This is a genomic window from Candidatus Limnocylindrales bacterium (assembly GCA_035571835.1).
Lineage (GTDB): Bacteria > Desulfobacterota > Binatia > UBA1149 > CAITLU01 > DATNBU01.
The window spans coordinates 15,193-33,699 of sequence record DATNBU010000033.1; the positions used below are offsets into that span (position 1 = coordinate 15,193).

15 protein-coding genes are annotated in these 18,507 nt (G+C 65.4%); 5 read left to right on the plus strand and 10 right to left on the minus strand.

The window, feature by feature from the left end; all coding sequences use genetic code 11:
- Positions 1 to 205 precede the first annotated feature (205 nt).
- Positions 206 to 1,846: a phosphoglucomutase (alpha-D-glucose-1,6-bisphosphate-dependent) gene (gene pgm / locus VN634_14685; GenBank protein HXC52130.1), complete on the plus strand. Its 1,641-nt coding sequence runs from the start codon at positions 206 to 208 to the stop codon at positions 1,844 to 1,846.
- An 11-nt stretch (positions 1,847 to 1,857) separates the two neighbouring features.
- Here the strand turns inward: pgm and VN634_14690 are convergent, their stop codons facing one another.
- A complete protein-coding gene (locus tag VN634_14690; GenBank protein HXC52131.1) occupies positions 1,858 to 3,057 on the minus strand; it encodes an acyltransferase in 1,200 nt (399 codons plus the stop codon).
- Between the two features lie 133 nt (positions 3,058 to 3,190).
- Here VN634_14690 and VN634_14695 point away from each other — a divergent pair, with 133 nt between their 5' ends.
- Positions 3,191 to 4,651 (plus strand): hypothetical protein, encoded by a 1,461-nt coding sequence (locus VN634_14695; protein ID HXC52132.1) that lies wholly within the window; start codon positions 3,191 to 3,193, stop codon positions 4,649 to 4,651.
- A gap of 10 nt (positions 4,652 to 4,661) precedes the next feature.
- Here VN634_14695 and VN634_14700 read toward each other — a convergent pair whose 3' ends face one another.
- From VN634_14700 to VN634_14715, 4 genes are all read right to left on the minus strand, one after another.
- Entirely contained in the window at positions 4,662 to 5,696 is a 1,035-nt protein-coding gene (locus VN634_14700; protein HXC52133.1) for a hypothetical protein, read from the minus strand.
- A gap of 119 nt (positions 5,697 to 5,815) precedes the next feature.
- Positions 5,816 to 6,472: a DJ-1/PfpI family protein gene (locus VN634_14705; GenBank protein HXC52134.1), complete on the minus strand. Its 657-nt coding sequence runs from the start codon at positions 6,470 to 6,472 to the stop codon at positions 5,816 to 5,818.
- Entirely contained in the window at positions 6,447 to 7,445 is a 999-nt protein-coding gene (locus VN634_14710) for a DJ-1/PfpI family protein (GenBank protein ID HXC52135.1), read from the minus strand. Before VN634_14710 ends, VN634_14705 begins: the two co-directional genes overlap by 26 nt.
- Before the next feature lie 118 nt (positions 7,446 to 7,563).
- Positions 7,564 to 8,601, minus strand: coding sequence for a ChaN family lipoprotein (locus VN634_14715; protein HXC52136.1), 1,038 nt, complete (start codon positions 8,599 to 8,601; stop codon positions 7,564 to 7,566).
- Positions 8,602 to 8,652: 51 nt separating this feature from the next.
- Here VN634_14715 and VN634_14720 point away from each other — a divergent pair, with 51 nt between their 5' ends.
- On the plus strand, positions 8,653 to 10,119 hold the full coding sequence (locus VN634_14720) for an NAD(P)/FAD-dependent oxidoreductase (protein ID HXC52137.1): 1,467 nt from the start codon (positions 8,653 to 8,655) through the stop codon (positions 10,117 to 10,119).
- Between the two features lie 69 nt (positions 10,120 to 10,188).
- On the opposite strand, the gene efp is transcribed toward VN634_14720, so the two are convergent.
- Complete coding sequence (gene efp / locus VN634_14725; protein ID HXC52138.1) at positions 10,189 to 10,746, minus strand: elongation factor P; 558 nt, start codon at positions 10,744 to 10,746, stop codon at positions 10,189 to 10,191.
- Positions 10,747 to 10,994: 248 nt separating this feature from the next.
- On the opposite strand from efp, the gene VN634_14730 reads away from it, so the two are divergent.
- Both VN634_14730 and VN634_14735 read left to right on the plus strand, forming a co-directional pair.
- Positions 10,995 to 11,765: a glutathione S-transferase family protein gene (locus VN634_14730; GenBank protein ID HXC52139.1), complete on the plus strand. Its 771-nt coding sequence runs from the start codon at positions 10,995 to 10,997 to the stop codon at positions 11,763 to 11,765.
- A 30-nt stretch (positions 11,766 to 11,795) separates the two neighbouring features.
- Positions 11,796 to 13,508, plus strand: a complete 1,713-nt coding sequence (locus tag VN634_14735; protein ID HXC52140.1) for a hypothetical protein — start codon at positions 11,796 to 11,798, stop codon at positions 13,506 to 13,508.
- Positions 13,509 to 13,568: 60 nt separating this feature from the next.
- Here VN634_14735 and VN634_14740 read toward each other — a convergent pair whose 3' ends face one another.
- From VN634_14740 to VN634_14755, 4 genes are all read right to left on the minus strand, one after another.
- Positions 13,569 to 14,312, minus strand: a complete 744-nt coding sequence (locus tag VN634_14740; GenBank protein HXC52141.1) for a succinate dehydrogenase/fumarate reductase iron-sulfur subunit — start codon at positions 14,310 to 14,312, stop codon at positions 13,569 to 13,571.
- Between the two features lie 58 nt (positions 14,313 to 14,370).
- Positions 14,371 to 16,353 (minus strand): fumarate reductase/succinate dehydrogenase flavoprotein subunit, encoded by a 1,983-nt coding sequence (locus VN634_14745; protein ID HXC52142.1) that lies wholly within the window; start codon positions 16,351 to 16,353, stop codon positions 14,371 to 14,373.
- Entirely contained in the window at positions 16,350 to 17,015 is a 666-nt protein-coding gene (locus VN634_14750) for a succinate dehydrogenase cytochrome b subunit (GenBank protein ID HXC52143.1), read from the minus strand. The genes VN634_14745 and VN634_14750 overlap by 4 nt, the downstream gene beginning before the upstream one ends.
- A gap of 104 nt (positions 17,016 to 17,119) precedes the next feature.
- Positions 17,120 to 18,409, minus strand: coding sequence for a hypothetical protein (locus VN634_14755; protein ID HXC52144.1), 1,290 nt, complete (start codon positions 18,407 to 18,409; stop codon positions 17,120 to 17,122).
- Positions 18,410 to 18,507: the final 98 nt, after the last annotated feature.

The following is an 18,507-nucleotide window of genomic DNA, read 5'->3' on the forward strand; positions in this document are numbered from 1 at the left end:
ATCTTGCCACCCACGAAAGATAGTCGAACGTACCAGATAGAGCGCACCGGCGGATCTTTCGCAGCTCACGCGTACGCCAACCGTTGAAGCCGCAGCGAATCCGGGAGCGTGGCGGCGTCCCGCCTGGACCGAGAGTTTTACGGGGATTGAGGTTGGCGACCCGCACGACTCGCGACGCTGGCCGGTTCCCGCTACACGCCGGTTCGTGAGCGTCGATCCTCTCGCCGGAAAACCCGCGCCGCGAAACATCCTCGTGCATGTTCCGCGGCTCGTCGCTTCGTATTACTCACTGACGCCTGATCCTGCCGAGCCGTCCCATCGCGTCGCGTTCGGGACGTCGGGTCATCGAGGATCGGCGCTGCGCCATTCGTTCAACGAAGCGCACATCCTTGCGATCGCGCAGGCGGTCTGCGAGCTGCGCGCCGGCGAAAATACGACCGGCCCGTGTTACGTCGGCGTCGACACGCATGCGCTGTCGGATCCCGCGTTCATCACGACGCTCGAGGTGTTCGCGGCCAACGGCGTCGAGACCATCATCCAGGACGGATTCGGCGCAACGCCGACGCCCGTGATCTCGCACGCGATTCTGTCGCACAATCGCGGGCGTAAAGACGGCCTGGCCGACGGCGTCGTGATCACGCCGTCGCACAATCCGCCCGAGGACGGCGGCTTCAAGTACAACCCGCCGTCGGGCGGACCGGCCGACACGGACATCACCAGGCGGATCGAAGACCGCGCCAACCAGCTGATTCGCGAGAATCTCTCCGGCGTGCGGCGCGTACCGTTCAGCCGGGCACTCGCGTCGGCGTGCGTGCACCGCCACGACTACATCACGCCGTACGTCGGCGATCTCGGTAGCGTGCTCGAGCTCGAGCCGATCGCCGCGGCGAAGATCCGGATCGGCGTCGATCCGCTCGGCGGATCCAACATCGACTACTGGGATCCGATCGCGTCGCGCTACGGCCTCGACCTCGAAGTCGTCAACCGCGTCGTCGATCCCACATTCGCGTTCATGCCCGTCGACAAGGACGGCAAGATCCGCATGGACTGTTCGTCGCCTTACGCGATGGCGAACCTCGTCGCACTCCGGAACGATTTCCGGATCGCGTTCGGCAACGACGCCGACTCGGACCGCCACGGCATCGTCACGCCCGGCGGCGGGCTGATGAATCCGAACCACTACCTCGCCGTTGCCATCGAGTATCTGTTTTCGCGCCGCTCGGGCTGGAAGCCCGATACCGCGATCGGCAAGACGCTCGTCTCGTCTTCGATGATCGACCGCGTCGCAGCGGATCTCGGACGCCGGCTCATCGAGGTTCCGGTGGGATTCAAGTGGTTCGTGCCGGGTCTTCTCGACGGATCGTGCGGTTTCGGCGGCGAGGAAAGCGCCGGGGCTTCGTTCCTGCGCCGCGACGGCACGGTGTGGACCACCGACAAGGACGGAATCCTGCTCGATCTGCTCGCGGCGGAGATCACGGCAACGACGGAGCGCGATCCGTCCGAGCACTACCGTGCGCTGGAACAGAAATTCGGCTCGCCGGTCTACGAGCGCATCGATGCGCCGGTTTCACCGGAAGGAAAAAAGAAACTCGCCGCGCTCTCGCCGGACTCGGTCAAAGCCACGACGCTTGCCGGCGAGCCCATCGAAGCACGGCTTACGCGTGCGCCAGGCAACGACGCGCCGATCGGCGGCCTCAAGGTTACCGCGAAGAGCGGATGGTTCGCGGCGCGGCCGTCGGGAACCGAAGACGTCTACAAGATCTATGCGGAAAGTTTCGTCGGCGGCGAGCATCTGAAGCGCATCCAGGAGGAAGCGGCGGCAATCGTAGCGGCCGCGCTCGCGTAAGCGGCGGCTGTTCAGGCGATTCGCGATTTCCAGAGCAGAAACGGCCTTTCGATGAACCGGTACGTAAAGTGGGAGATCGACAGGCACAGGCCGGTCGCTGCGAACCCGACCACGACCGTCACTGCGTTCCAGCCCGTATTCCAGCGGAGCCCGAGCCTGGTCATGACGTCGAAGAACGTCGTGATCAGCGGTACGTGCCACATGTAGATCGAGTACGAGCAGATCCCGAGCCACTGCAGAGCGGGGTTTCGAAGCATCGTTCTCGCACGCGTCGGCGTCATCAGCACCGCGGCCAGGATCGCGGCCCACAGAATCGCTTCGGCGACATGCCAGCACTGCCACGGCGGCACCTCGGCGTCCCAATGGAAGGTGGACACTTTCCATTGCAGCAGTCGTCCCAGCAAAACGACGAGAACGACTACGCCAAGGTCTGCACCCCAGCGGCGAACCCACGCGGAGTTGCCGAGCATGGAGACCAGCCGCGGACCGTAAAAGAGATGAACGGCCGCAACGGCGATGCCTGCGAGGAACGCCGAGCCGCGACCGAACACCGTGAGCTCGAGCGTGAGCTCACCAGCGAGCGAGTGCATGGTCCAGGCATACGTCAGATAGCCCACGTACGCTGCCGCGTATGCGGAGAGCACGCCGAGCGCGGCGATCCTGCCGCCGCGCGTGCGGACGAACAGAGGAAGGAGCGGCAGCAGCAGGTAGAACTGCACCTCCGTCGCGAGGCTCCACCACACCGCACTGTACGCACCCAGGTCCTCGGTCCATCCGGCGACCGACTGCAGGAAAGCGAGATAGGGCACAGCGTGCCAGAGGTCGCCGGCGGTCGTCGCTGTCATCACGGTGCCGACGACCACCGCCACGTAATAGAGCGGGAGGATGCGCAATGCGCGGCGTCCGGCGTAGCGGGCGACGCTGACGGGTCGGCCTCCAACGGCCTCCGCCAGAAACGGCAGCGAAAGCAGGAAGCCGCTCAGCACGAAGAACAGAGTTACTCCGGTGTGGCCGGCGCGGATGAAGGCGAGCCATTGCGGGACCTCTCGAAGCTGCGGGTCGGTCTGTTCGGGAGCGACGAAGGCGTCGAGGTGAAACGCATACACGAGCGCGATCGCGATCCCGCGCAAGGATTCGAGCTCGGGAACATACGAACGGTCCGAAGACAGTCCGATGGCCGTGTGCTCCACCGATCCTTCGTCCGGCAACATCCGCAGATCCAAGCCCCGGAGGACAATGCTGGAAAAAGGAACCTGCGTAAAGGCCCGGTGCAGTTTGACCGTGTGTACACCGCCCCGTACTCCATCGCCGTTGCATCGTTCGACGTTCACGGAATGGTTGCTGATGCTCGCTGCCGTGGGTGCTGCGGGCCTCGTCTACTATCCAGTCGTCAATATCTGGTTCTTCTCCGATGACTTCGTTCATCTGATCCAGATCATCGAGCACAGCTTCTTCCATTTCATCATGTCGCTGTTCGGCGGCCACATGTACATCACGCGCAACGTCGTCTTCTGGCTGAGCTGGCACGCGTTCGGACTCAATCCCGTACCTTACTACGTGATGGCGCTTGCGACGCATCTGCTCAATACGTGGCTGCTCTTCCGGCTGGTGCGCGCTTCTACGGACGACGCTGTGCTCGCATGCCTCGGTGCGGCCGCATTCGGGACCGCGCCGGCCTGCGTGGGCACGATCGGATGGTATTCGGTCTACGGCCACGCATTGGCGACGACGATCCTTCTCGTCGTGCTGCTGGATCTCTTCCGGCTCGAAAAGCAGCAGAGGCCGCCTTCCGCCGGACGGATTTCGTTATGGGCCGCGCTGCTGCTGGTCGGCACCACGTGCTTCGGAGTCGGGATCGGAATCGCGCTCGCTTTTCCCGTCGCCGCGTATCTCGTCGCTCCCGCGTCGTATTCCGACCGGCGCGGCCGCTGGGTCCTCGCGCTGCTTCCCGTCGCTGTTCTCGCTCTGTACTGGACCTGCCGTCAGATCAGCAGCTCACTCGAGCCGCTGCGAATGGAAGAGGTCCTCATCTACGAACAGGGATTCAGCAAGTTGCTTCCGATCGTGGTGATGACCGGGCATCTGCTCAAGACCGGCATCGCCCAGCTGTTGCCCGGCTTCCGCTTTCCCGCGACGGAGCATTTTACTTTCGCCGTCACGTGCTGGTCGATCGCCGTCACGACGGCGTTCGCGCTCGCCTCGGGCCGCGTGCGGCGGCAGATCCTCGCGCTGCTCGCGATTGCTGCAGGCGCGTATGGCATCATTGCGGTCGGTCGCGCGAATATAAGGCTCGAGCACTATCCGATCGCTTCAGCCGCCATGGCGCTCCGTTACCATTACGCCGGTCTGGTACCGCTGGTGGTCGTCAGCTGCATCGCGTTGCAATGGATCACCCGACGCCTTCCGCATGCTGAGGCGATGCGCTGGACGCTTCTCGGAGCATGGTTCGTCATCGCGGGAACAGGTTCTTTCCGCTCCGACTGGCGCATCGACGAGCATCCGGAGTGCCGCAGCTGGTTCGTTTCGACGCTCGCAGACGTCGAGCACAGCATCGATTCGGCGCCGCCCGGCGGCGACGTCGTGATAACCAATCAGCATCCGCACCCAGGCTGTATTGGCCTCGTGCTGCGGCCGTCGGACTTTCCAGGCAGCGTCGCCGTTTTCGAGCTGGCGCACGACGAGGACGTGGTCCGCGGACACCACGTCCGCTTCGTCGAACCGGATCTCGACTTCTCGATCCGCATTGCAGCAGATCGCTATCCGCGCATCGACCGGTTGCTGGGATTTTCTGCCGCGGCGCCGTGATCCCGGCGAATCACCGCCGGTTGATTTCGATCGGCTGGTCGAGCTCTGCAACGATCCGTCGCAGCAACTCCCGAGCCGCAGGGCTGGCGAGCGTTTTTTCGACCGCCGGCCACAGCAGCTCCGCCCACGGCTCGACGAGACCGTCGCCGGTCGCACCGATGCTCGCAAGCCATTCGCCCACCGTCTGGTCGCCGTGTTCGTCGACGAATGCCTGCGCGGCGTCGCGAATCCTCGCAGCGAGACGGTCATTGGCAACCAGCGCCAGCAGGATCTCCTCGATCGCAACACCGACATCGGCAGCGGCGGCGGCGTCGACGCGTGCCAGCAGCTCGGCGAGCGACTGCGTGTAGAGGAAGATCACCAGATTCTTGCGAAGCTGGATGAACTTGGGATCGGCCGACTTCGCGAGGAAGACCTCGGCGAGCTGGCCGGTGGCGCGCTTGGAAAACGGTGCGAGGAACTTGCGGATCTCCGGCTCGAGGCGGCGCTCGAACTCGCTGCGCAGCGCTTCCATCGAGGCCAGGATCACGCTGCCGCCGATCGGCATGCGTTTCAGAAACGACGGAAGGCCCCAGTCGGCGAAGAATGGATTGACGGACGTGTTGAACTGCGTGAGGCCGTCGTAGAGCGTGTCGTAGATCGCGTCCTGTACGGCCTGCTGCTCGAAGAGCTTGCGCACCAGCGCTTCCGGGATGAGGTCGCGACGCTCGAGCAGCATGTCGATCGCACGGCGCGCCATCTCGGGCACGTAGTCGCCGAGCGCGGTCTCGTCCTTCTTGAGCAGTGCGACGAGGTCGGAATGAAGGTCTCGAAGCAGCGGGCCAAAAAGGTCGCGAACGCTCTCCGGCGTTGCGACCGATCTCAGTCCGGCCGCGATGTCGTCCGGGCGAATCGTGTCGCGGATCGGCTTCGACAGCGCGCGGTCCCAGGTTTCACGGCAGAGCCGGAGCCACTCGTCCCGGGTTGAAATCGAAGCGAGCTGCTCGTCGATGAGTGCGAGCGAATGATCGGATGTCGCATCCGGGGATCGGCTGGGCGCGGACATGGGCGGACCTGATAGCACGGGCCGCCCGCATGAAAACCGAGCCCGCGCGCAGGCGGGGAGTTTTGAGGACAGGTACGATTTCGCAGAGTTACGAAATTGTACCTGTCCCCTTTATTCCGTCAGGCCGCTGCGCCTTCGTTTTCGGTGCGGTTTGCGCCCATCGCGGCGAGCACCATGTCGACGAGATGCGCCGGGGCCTTGCTCGGCGCGCCGCAGTCGAACGGCGGCTGCGGGTCGTACTCGATCGCGAGCTGGATGGCCTTCGCATAGTCGTCGCCGCATTCGGCGGCGAGCAGCGTAAGACCCATGTCGATGCCCGCCGACACGCCGGCGCCGGTGATGACTTTTCCCTGACGCACGACGCGCTTCTCCGTGTAGCGCGCGCCGAACGACTCGAGCCTCGCGACGCGCGACCAGTGGGTCGTCGCTTCGAGACCTTTGAGGATTCCGGCCGCACCGAGGATCAGCGATCCGGTGCAGACCGACGTCGTCCACTTCGTCGTCTCGTGTGCGCGGCGGACCCAGTCCAGCGTTTCCGCGTCCTCGATCGCCGCTTCGTCGCCGGGGCCGCCGGGAATCAGCAGGATGTCGGGCTTCGATACGTCGCGCAGCGCCGCTTCGGCAACGACGCTCAGCATGCCGGTGTCGGTCGTGACCGGCCCCGCGTTCTTCGCAATGAAGCGCAGGCGTGCGCCGGGAATGCGGCTGATGATCTCGTACGGGCCGATGCAGTCGAGCGCAGTGAAACGGTCATACAGCAGAATCGTGATTTCCATGTTCCCTCTCCGTCCGGAACCGGGCGCGGTATGCGCTCGGGTTGATGGCGAGGCCGCGCAGGAACGCGCGCCTCATCGTCTCGGCCGTGCCGAATCCGCACGATTCGGCGATCTGGTCGACGCCGCTCGTCGTGTCCTCGAGCCGCCGCCGGGCGGCTCCGAGGCGCACCTGTTCGACGAAACGTGCAGGCGTCATTCCGGTTTCGCGCGCGAACGCGCGCGCAAAGTTGCGCGGGCTCATGCCGGCCCGCCGGGCGAGCAGCTCGACCCGCAGGTCCTCGTCGGGATGATCGACGATCCACGTCTGCAGGTCGCGAAGCGGCTCGCGCTCGGCGAGCTGCGACGCAAGCTGCGCGCTGAACTGCGACTGGCCGCCCGGCCGCTTGAGGAAGATCACCATCATGCGTGCCGCAGCCAGCGCGAGATGACGGCCGTGATCCTCCTCGACCATCGCGAGCGCGAGATCCATGCCGGCGGTGACGCCGGCCGACGTCCACACGTTTTCGTCGCGCACGAAGATCGAATCGGGCTCGATGCGGATGTCGGGGTTCTCCGCCGCCAGCACGTCGCAGAATCTCCAGTGCGTCGTCGCGCGGCGCCCCTTGAGAAGGCCCGCCGCCGCAAGCACCCGCGCTCCCGTGCAGACCGAAGCGACCCGCCGCGACGTCGCCGCGGTGCGCTCGAGCCACGACATGTAGCGCGGGCGATGCATCGTGACGCTGACTCCGTCGCCGCCCGGAACGATCACCGTGTCGACCGGCCCGCGAAACGAACGGAGGCTCCGTGCAGCGAGGATCTGCAGACCGGATTCCATCCGAAGCGGCCCGGAGTGCTCGGCGACGATCTCGACGCGATATGCGGGCTGGCCCGGCGCCATGCCTTCGCCGCGGTAGGCCAGGATGCGCGAAGCCACCGAGAAGACTTCGAGGGGACCGACGACGTCGATCATTTCGGCGCCGTCGAAGGCAGCCATGACGATTCGCCGGGGTTCGATGGCAGGAGGGGTCATGGGGCCGGAGTATGGTCTGCCGGCCGGATGGCCGCAATGTCATAGACCCCTCGGATCCGGCCATCGGGTGGCGGCCCGGGCGTCAGTGGCGCTTCATCTTCTCGAGCTCGGACCGGTACTTCTCGCACGGATCCGTGTCGTCGGTGCGCGGCGTGAACAGCACGAAGTCGAACGGAAGGGTCGCCGCGTGAAACGCGGCAGCGTAATCCGCCGGCGAGGTGGCGTCGGGCATGACCTCGACGAACGCCACCGAAACGATGCGGCGGTCGGGCTGCTTCTGACGCAGCGTCAGCGGGACGCCGGAGTCCTTACGTGCGTGCGCGAATCCGCAGACGAGCACCGCTCCCGGACGAACGACTGGTGACGTCGTGCCGCTCGCGTGCGCAGCCGGCTCTTCGTAGCCACGCACGCGCGCAGCCGACGCTTCGAATCCGCGCGCAAGCGCAGCCGCCATTTCCGCATCGCGCCGGCGCTGCGCTTCGATCATCATCGAAACCATCGCCGGCTGCGCGTAGCCGCAGTGCGATTCCTCGACCTCTGCCGCCATCGAATGCCGTGCGACATCCGGCAGCGGAACCAGCGCTGGATCGGCCGGATCGAGCGCGTGCGGATCGGAGAACATCGCGTGGAGCTTTGCGCGCGAGAGGTTCGCGGCGAGGATCGGCAGTCGCGCGGCGAGCGCGGTTTCGAAGATCGGCCGGTACAGATCGAACCGGGGCCATCCACTTTTGTCCCACGCCACCGCGGCGGCGGTCGCGCTCGCCTGCGCAGCCGGAGGTGCGCCGGCGGAGTCCGCAAGCGCGCGATCGACTGCGGCCTGATTTTCCAGATCGAGTTGCTCGAATGCGACCGCCGGCCTGCGACCGGACGCAACGAGGTCCGTGATGATCCCGGCCTGCAGGCGATGATGGTCGGCGTTGTCGTGCTGCTCGCCGAGCAGAACGAAATCCGCGGAAATCGCGGCCTCGATGAGCGTTTTGCGCGGAACCATGCGCCCGCGCGCGACGTCGAAAATCTGCCCGACGAGCACGTGATCGCGGGCAACCGGCGAAACCCACGTGCGCTGCGACGCGGACGTGGAACACGAAGTCGCCCCGAACAGGGCTGCGATCGCGATCATGACGCGTAACGTCGATGGCCTGCGGCGAATGCTCGTGCCAACCTTCCAGCGATGACTTCGAGTGCACTGCGTGTCGCGAAAGATCCGTCTACGGGTCCGGTTGCGAACGAGTCCGCGATTGCGGACGACATCAAGAAACCCGAATCGACCGGCGTCGCGAATCCGGCGCCGGCATCGCAGCCGCATCACGTCGTGATCATCGGCGGAGGTTTCGGCGGGCTGGCTGCCGCGCGCGGGCTCGCCAACAAGGACGGCGTTCACGTTACGTTGATCGACAAGCGCAACTTTCATCTGTTCCAGCCTCTCCTCTACCAGGTGGGGACGGGCTCGCTTTCGCCGGGCGACGTCGCCGCACCACTGCGCGAGATCCTGCGCAAAGGGAAGAACGTGACCGTCCTTCTCGGCAACGTCACCGCGATCGATGTCGCAACTCGAACCGTCGCGCTCGGCGACGCGATGTCGGCGTCGTCGGACCACAGCGTACCGTACGATACGCTGATCGTCGCCGCAGGCCTCGTCAGCAACTACTTCGGCAAGGACGAATGGGAGCGCTATGCCCCCGGGCTCAAATCCGTCGAGGACGCGACCGAAGTCCGCTCGCGCCTCCTGCTCGCCTTCGAGGAGGCCGAGCGCACTTCCGACCCCGTCAAGCGCCGGCGCCTGCTCACGTTCGTGATCGTCGGCGCCGGTCCGACCGGCGTCGAGATGGCCGGCGCGATCTCGGAAATCGCCGCCGACACGCTTCCGACCGAGTTCAAGCGCATCGCGCACGAGGAGATCCGCGTGGTGCTCGTCGATGCCGGACCGCGCGTGCTCGCGGCGTTTCACGAGAAGCTCTCGAGCGCCGCGCTTCGCGACCTGACGAAGATGGGCGTCGAAGTCCGCACGTCGACGATGGTCAAGGCGCTCGATGCAACCGGAGTGCTGGTTGAGCACGCCGGCATGGGCGGCGCGCCCGCGGTCAGTCAGCGCATCGACGCGCACGTGATCGTCTGGGCCGCCGGTGTTCGCGGCACGAAGCTCGCCGCCGATCTCGCGGCACAATCGGGAGCCGTGCTCACGCGCCAGTGCACGATCGAGGTCCACAAGGATCTGACGATCGCCGGTCACCCGGAGATTCTCGTGATCGGCGACGCCGCGAGTTTCCGTGAGGGTCTGGAGCGCCCGCTGCCGGGCGTCGCGCAGGTGGCCATCCAGCAGGGCGACTACGCCGCGCAATCGATTGTTGCGAAGCTCGCGGGAAAGGAAGTTCGCGGGTTCGAGTACGTCGACCGCGGCTCGATGGCGACGATCGGACGCGCGAAGGCGGTCGCCGATCTCAATTTCGTCAAGCTGACGGGCTTCGTCGCGTGGCTCGCGTGGCTGTTCGTGCACCTGCTCGCGCTCGTCGGCTACGAAAATCGCGTGCTCGTGCTGACGCAGTGGGCATGGTTCTACGTATGGAGGCGTCGCAGCGCCCGGCTGATCACGGCCTGGCAGCTCGACGAGAAGACGCCAACCAGTTTCGATCTCGCGTAGCAGCCTCGCCCGGACCGTGCGATTGCAAAGGTCGCGTCGCGAACCGTGCTGCTTCGGCGCCTCAGGGTTTCAGCGCACGCGCTCCAGATACTGACCCGTCGTCGTATCGATGCGGATCTTCTCGCCCTGTTTGACGAAGGCCGGAACGTTGACGACGAGGCCCGTCTCGAGCGTGGCGGGTTTCGGGCTGTTGGCGGCCGTTGCGCCGCGCATTTCGGGCGGTGTCTCGATGACTCTCAGCTCGATGATCGGCGCCGGCGTGATGCCGATCGGCTTTCCTTCGTAGGTCTCGACCTCGATCTCGGTGCCGTCGATCAGGTAGTAGACGTTGTCGCCGAGGGCTTCGGCATCGAGCGTGATCTGCTCGTAATCCTCGGTGTTCATGAAGTGGTATTCGTCGCCCTCTTTGTAGAGGTACTGCATCTTGTGCTGCTCGAGCGACACGCGTTCGACCGATTCGGTCGAGCTGAAGCGGACCTCGGTCGCGAGCCCGGTCAGAAGGTTGCGAATGCGAGCCTGCACGAACGCGCGCAGGTTGCCCGGCGTACGGTGCTGGAACTCGAGCACGCGATGCGGCGCACCGTTGTAGTTGATGACAATGCCGCGACGGATTTCGCTCGCGTTCATGCGTAGTCCCTCCTTCCTGACCGCGTTCGCGTCTGGACAGCAGTTGCCGGGGAAATTACGAGGCTTCCGGCCCCGGCAAAGATTCGGGACCATACACGAGCGCGGCTTTTGGCGGAAACGCTTGCGCGGCCGACGCGTCGGGCGACGCGACCACGCGACGAACCGTGCATCGCCGCCGAAGGATTCGAGATCGCGAGGGATCGGGTTAGAGTCGGCCGCCCGTCAGGTCCCATTCAGGAGGCAAGTCGTTGCAGGAATCTCCGATCGAGCTGCATCAGTTCTCGCATTCGCACTTCAACGAAAAGGCGCGCTGGGCGCTCGACTACAAGAACGTGCCGCACGTCCGCATCTGTTACCTGCCGGGCCCGCACCTGCCTTTGATCCGACGCATGACGGGCCAGAACCAGACTCCGGTGCTCGGCATCGACGGCCGGTTCATCTCCGGTTCGACGACGATCCTCGAGACCCTCGAGCAGCGCTTTCCGGCGCCGGCGCTCTATCCGTCCGATCCGGACGCGAGGGCCGAGGCGGTGTCCCTCATCGACCGGTTCGACCGCGAGCTCGGTCCGGAGCTGCGCCGCGCGGTCTTCGATACGACGATCGACGACGCCGGATACGCGGTCGCGACGTTCGCGTCGGAAAAAGCGGCCTGGAAGCAGCGGCTCTACTACGCCGCGTTCCCACTGGTGCGCGTGGCGATGACGAAATCGATGAACATCACGCCCGAGACCGGACGCCGCTCGAAGGAGCGGGTAGACGAGCTTCTCGATTTCCTCGCCGGCAAAGTCGCCGCTACCGGCTATCTCGTCGGCGATACGTTCAGCGTGGCGGACCTGACATGCGCCGCGCTTCTGGCGCCGGGCGCATTCGTCGAGCATCCCGACATGAAGGAGCCCGAGCCGCGTCCGCCGCGATACTCGCGGCTTTGTGCAGAGTGGGCGGCGCATCCGGCCATGCAGTGGGTGCTCGAGATCTACCGGAAACATCGGCCGCCGCGGCGCGGGGTCGTCATCGCGTAGATGCGGAGCAAGCCTTCCCAGCGGCTCGTCATGGCAGCACACGGTGCGCTTCATGCCCTGGCGGTGTGGCTGCTCGTGCACAACTGGCCGGCCGACCAGGTTTGGGCCATGCGGTTTTTCGCAATGGTCACGTTCGCCGTGACGAGCGGCGTCGTCGTCCACATGGCACGATGCGAAACCGGAAAGGCCCGGCTGATCCTGTCGAGCACCGCAATCGGCCTGGTCTTCGCGGCGCTCGCGTGGCGAATCGCATCGCTGCAGCCGCCCGAGAAAGCTCTCTTCGAGGGCGATGAAATCCTTGCCAGGAGCGGCTTTCTCGTCGGGATCGTCGTGCTCTACATCGTCGGCCCTTTCATTCAGCTCTATGTTGCAACCGGCACCGCCCGGTTCCCGTACGCCGGGCTGCACGAGCGCGCGTGGAGCAATTTCTTCATCGCGTGCCTGGGCGGCCTCTACATGGTCCTTTTCTGGGTCGTGCTGGGACTGTGGGCTCAACTGTTCACCCTCGTCGAAATCGATCTGTTTCGCGAGACGTTTCGCAACGGCTGGTTCGCGTTTCCATTTACGGGCGCGGCGCTGGGATACGGGCTTGCGGTGGCTCGCGAGAGCGAGTCGATCGTCGTCACGCTGCGGACGCTGTCGTCGCGGCTGCTCACCACCCTGCTGCCGCTGGTCGCGGTCGTCACCGTCGCGTTTCTCGCGACGCTCGTCGTGGTGGGAGTGCAGCACCTTCTCGATACGCACTCGACGGCAAGCCTCGTCGCCGCGTGGTGTGTCGTGTACTTCATACTGCTGAACGGCGTCTACGAAGACGGCTCGAATCCCCCGCCCTACGGGCCGGCCGTCTGCCGCGTCATCGAAGGCGCGATCCTCGTCATGCCGGTCTTCGTCGTGCTGGCGGGCTACGCGCTCGAGTTGCGAATCGCAGAGTACGGCCTCATGCCGGAGCGAGTATTCGCCGTCGCCGGCATCGTGCTGCTCGGCATGTACTCGGTGGGCTACGCGATCGCCGCTCTCGTTCGCGGAAAGCCGTGGCTGCCGCGGATCCGAACCGCCAACATCGCAATGTGTCCGATCGTGGTCGCGGTCGGTATTGCCCTTCACCTGCCGGTCCTCGACCCCGTCCGCCTCAGCGTCGACGACCAGCTCCGACGTCTGAAGAGCGGCGCAGTTCCGATCGAGAAGTTCGACTTCGGCGCGCTGCGGTTCTCGCTCGGCAGGAACGGCTTCGAAGCGCTCGCCGATCTGGAGAGAGACGGTGCGCCCGGTGATGTGAAGCTGCTGCACGAGCGGATCGCACGTGTTCGCAGCGCTCAGAACCGGCGGCAGCTGGACAAGCGGGAATGGCTGGAGTCGGGCGCGCTCGTCGCGGCAGACAACAGTCCTCCCGTGCCGGTGGACTTTCTCGAAGACCTCAAGACGAGCCAGCCTCTCTGGCAGTCGCTCAGCTGTACGGCAGAGAACCCTTGCCGCGCTCTGCTGCTCGACGTGGATGGCGACGGAACCGAGGAGCTTCTCGTCGCAACGACGTCGGCGACATGGTTCTACGAAATGCCCATGTTCAAGCGCGACCAGACGGGAACATGGACGACCCGTGGAGCGTTCCGGGTTCCCCCGGCGGCAAGAGACGTCCCCGCCCTGGCCGACGCGTTCCGGCGCGGCGACGTGCATCCCACAGCGCCGCTGATTCCCGATCTCCTGCTCGGTGACCAGCGCCTGAACTGGGCAGAACGGGAGCCCTGAAGCGCGGCCAGCGGCTGCGCTCGTCTGCCGTTGCTGCGACCCCTCGGGCCTTGATCTTCTCTACGACTTGAGCGACGCGCGAATGAACTCGCGCTGCAGCAGCTGGATGTTCTTCGTCGATATGTTCTTGGGGCAGACCGCTTCGCACTCGCCTTCGTTCGAGCATGCGCCGAAGCCTTCGTGCTCCATCGTCTCGACCATTCGCACGACCCGGCGCGAGCGCTCCGGCTGCCCCTGCGGAAGATATGAAAGATGCGCAACCTTGGCGCCGACGAACAGCATGGCCGCCGCATTCTTGCAGGCCGCCACGCACGCGCCGCAACCGATGCACGCCGCCGCCTCGAAAGCCTTGTCGGCGACGTCCTTGCCGATCAGCATCTCGTTGCCGTCGCGCGCCGCGCCGGTGGCCGCCGAAATGTAACCGCCGGCCGCCATGATGCGGTCGAACGCGCTGCGATCGACGACCAGATCCTTGATGACCGGGAACGCCTTCGCGCGGAACGGCTCGACGGTGATCGTCTCGCCGCTCGCGAACACGCGCATGAACAGCTGGCACGCGGTCTTGCCGCTGCCCGGGCCGTGCGCGACACCGTTGATCATGCAGCCGCACGAGCCGCAGATTCCCTCCCGGCAGTCCGAATCGAACGAGACCGTGTCCTCGCCGCGTGCGACGAGCTGCTCGTTGAGCACGTCGAGCATCTCGACGAACGACATGTCGGGCACGACGCCGTCGACGGTGTAATCGACGAGGCGGCCGGGAGCATTGGGCGAGTCCTGGCGCCAGATGCGTACCTTGACCGTCATCGACTCTTTTTTCTCCGGACTCATCTCTTCGCCAGTCTACTCGCAGCCTGCCGGCCGCTCATTTGTAGCTTCGCTGCTTGAGCTCGATGCTCTTGAACTCGAGCGGCTCCTTGTGGAGGTCCGGAGCAGCGCCCGCACCCTTGAACTCCCAGGCGGCGACGTACGCGAACTCGGCGTCGTTGCGATGGCACTCTCCGTCCTCGGTCTGGTACTCCTCGCGGAAATGGCAGCCGCATGACTCTTCGCGGCCCAGCGCGTCGCGAACCATCATGTCGGCGAACTCCATGTAATCGTCGACCCGCAGCGCGTACTCGAGCTGCTTGTTGACGTTGTCGCCGGGGCCGACGACGCGCACGTTCTCGCGGTACTCGCCGCGAAGCGCCGTCACCTCTGCGAGCGCCTGCTCGAGACCCGCGCGATTGCGCGCCATGCCGACGCGATCCCACAGCACGCGGCCGAGCGCGCGGTGATATTCCTTGACGCTCTTGTCGCCATTGACGGACAGAAGTGACGTCGTGCGTTCGCTGACGGCGGCTTCGGCCTCGCGGAATGCCGCATCGTCGGTCGAGACCTTCTCGAGCTTCACGCCGCCGAGATAGTTCGCGAGCGTGTACGGCACGATGAAGTAACCGTCGGCAAGTCCCTGCATGAGCGCGCTGGCTCCGAGCCGATTGGCGCCGTGATCGGAGAAGTTGGCTTCGCCGAGCACGAACAATCCGTCGAGGTTGCTCATCAGGCTGTAGTCCACCCACAGCCCTCCCATCGTGTAGTGCACGGCCGGATAGATGCGCATCGGCTGCTGGTACGGATCCTCGCCCGAGATGTGGTGGTACATCTCGAACAGGTTGCCGTAGCGGTCGCGGATGACGTCTTCGCCGCAGCGCTTGATTGCATCGGCGAAGTCGAGGTAGACCGATCGGCCGGTGGCTCCGACGCCGAAGCCTTCGTCGCAGACCGCCTTGGATGCGCGCGACGCCACGTCGCGAGGCACCAGGTTGCCGAACGCCGGATAGCGCCGCTCGAGGTAGTAGTCGCGCTCGCCTTCGGGAATGTCGCGCGGGTGGCGGCTGTCGCCGGCCTTCTTCGGTACCCATACCCTGCCGTCGTTGCGCAGGCTCTCCGACATCAGCGTCAGCTTGCTCTGGTGCGTGCCGCTTTCGGGAATGCACGTCGGATGGATCTGCGTGAAGCTCGGATTGGCGAAGTACGCGCCGCGACGCGCGCAGCGCCACGCCGCCGTCACGTTGCTGTTGCCGGCATTGGTCGAAAGGTAGTACGCGTTTCCGTAGCCGCCGGTGCACAGCAGCACGGCATCGGCCGCATATCTCTCGTAGCTGCCGTCCAGAAGATTGCGCACGACGATCCCGCGAGCACGGCCGCCCACCATGACGAGATCGAGCATCTCGCGGCGCGCCAGCACCGTGACGGTTCCGGCATCGACCTGGCGCATCATCGCGCTGTAGGCGCCGATGAGCAGCTGCTGCCCGGTCTGGCCTCGCGCGTAGAACGTGCGCGAGACCTGCGCGCCGCCGAACGAGCGATTGTCGAGCAGGCCGCCGTACTCGCGGGCAAACGGAACGCCCTGGGCAACGCACTGGTCGATGATGTGCACGCTCATTTCGGCGAGACGATGCACGTTGCCTTCGCGCGCGCGATAGTCGCCGCCCTTGATCGTGTCGTAGAAGAGCCGGTAGACCGAGTCGCCGTCGTTCTTGTAGTTCTTGGCAGCGTTGATGCCGCCCTGCGCAGCAATCGAATGCGAGCGGCGGGGGCTGTCGAGGATCGTCAGCGCGAGCACGTTGTAGCCGAGCTCGCCGAGGCTCGCCGCCGCCGAAGCACCGGCAAGCCCGGTGCCGACGACGATCACGTTGAACTTCCTGCGATTGGCGGGGCTGACCAGATTGGCGTGGCCCTTGAAATCGTCCCACTTCGATTCGATGGGGCCGGACGGAACCTTGCCGTCCAAGGATCCGGTGCGCAGCGCCGGGCGTTCAGAAGCTCCAACGGATCCGCTCTGGATCGCACGCGCGGAGCCGCTCACGATGCACCTCCGCCGAGCAGCACGTAGACGGGCACCGCCATAAAGCCGAGCGTGAGCACTACAGCGATCGCCTGGCCGAGTCGCCGCAGCTCGCTGCTGTATGCGACACCGAGAGACTCGAAGCCGCTTCCGAATCCATGCCATGCGTGCGCGCCGAGAACCGGCAGCGCGATCAGATACCACGCCGTGTAAAGCGGGCTGTGAAAGATCTCGATCACCAGACGATAGAGGTCGCGCATGCGGCCGTCGGCAGTCGTGTACCACGGGCCGTACTTGAACGTCGCGATGTGCAGCGGAACGAACACGAGCATCACGATGCCGCTTGCGATCATCGTCGTCGAAGCGAGGCTCTTGCGCCCGGTGCGGTCGGCGCGAACCTTCATCGTGTAACCGTCGGGCCGTGCAGCGCGATTGCGCATCCACACGAGAATCCCGGAGACGAAGTGGCTGACGAAGAACACCAGCAGACCGAGCTCGGCGAGATAGATGAGAGGATTGCCGGTCAGCTTGTGGCTGTACTCGTTGTAACCGTCCCTGTTGAACAGCACGAGCAGGTTGGCGAGCATGTGTGTGATCAGGAACGCAATGAGCAGGAGCCCGGTGACGCCCATCAGGGCTTTGCGGCCGATGTCCGTCCGCACGAGAGCGAGGAGCCGCTTCATGGCAATTCCCGGTGTAATCCTAAAAGCAGGAATAGCCACGCATGCGATGCGGCCGGCTTATGGATTCGCAAGCGAAAGCTAATGGTGCGCGGGAATGCTGGGGATCAGGCTGCGCTCGCAGCCGCGGATTCCGTGAAGACCGGGGCGAATCCGCCGCCGATCGTCCGGAAGTTCGTCGTCTGCCCCTGATAGAGGCGAGACGCGACGAGCTGCACCTTGCCGTCGTACACGTAGCAGCGCACGTCGAGCTTGAGCGGAACTTCGACGCCGCCGATGACGACGGTGCGTTCGCTCGGCGGCACGATGTGCTGCGCGACGTAGCTGCGTCCTGCCATCTCTTCCCATACTCCGCGCGTCAGCTTGTCGCCGCGATACGCGGCCTTGCTGCCGTAGCCGCCGGCGGGCTTGAAGAAGTTGCGCTTGCGCTGCTGCCAGAGCGCATCGCGGTTGTCGTTGCCGACGACGACGGTCGCCGGCACCGCTTCGGCGAGCAGTGCGATCGTCGTCTGCGCGACGCCCATCGCGCGAAGCTCGTCCGCGTTCGACAGCATCGCGAGGTGTCGCTTGTCGGCATAGAGCGCGTGCGCGCGCGGACCGGGGGTAACGACGACGTCTCCTGACGCATAAGCCGCGCCGAGCGCGGCGCTCGACGGCTTTTCGAAATAGAAATCGGTGAGCCGGTTGTAGACGAGATCGATCGCGTCGTTACCGGCGCGAAGCGTGCGGCCGTCGTGCGCGAGCTCGCCGGGGTCGACTATTCTGGCGTCGAGCCCGGCTTTGCCGAACAGCTCGCGGAACATCAGGAACTCGGGATACAGGTACTGCGAGGGCGGATCGTCGTCGACGATCGCGATGCTGGCGAGCGGCGCATCGCCGCGCTGAAGCCGCCATTCGCGGCGGAACATCGAGACGAATTCGGCTTCGGCGCCTTCGCCGGCTCCCGGCGCCGACAGCGCCTGTTCGACCTCGAGGCAGCATGCGCGCTGCGCGCGCGCCAGCGCGACGTTGAGCAGCGCGCCGCCGGCGTTGGTGTTGATCTCGATCAGCCGCGGCCCTTCGGCACCGAGATGGAAATCGTAACCGAGGAACGCGCCCTTGGTGCCGTGGTCGATCCGTGCGATCGCAGGTGCGAGCGACAGTGCATACTCGCGAAACTCCGGCCGCGCGTGGACTTCCTCGACCGCTGCGACCACCGCTTCCATCTGCACGAAGTGACGCCGCGACAGGAACACCGCGGTCTCGGAGAAAAGATGCGGCTGATCGCGAAGGATCGACGCGTAGAGCCCGTCCGTCGCTGCGCCTTCTTCAAGCGCGCCCGCGAGCCGAGCCGCGTCCACCGCAACGCAGCGACAGCTTCGATTGAGCTGCTCGGTCAGATCATCCCCGGACGGCACGGCGCGACGCTAACAGAAACGGGAAATCGGGGACAGACACTGATTTCCGCAAATCGGAGCGGAGATGCCCAATTCATAATGAATGACGGACGCAGATT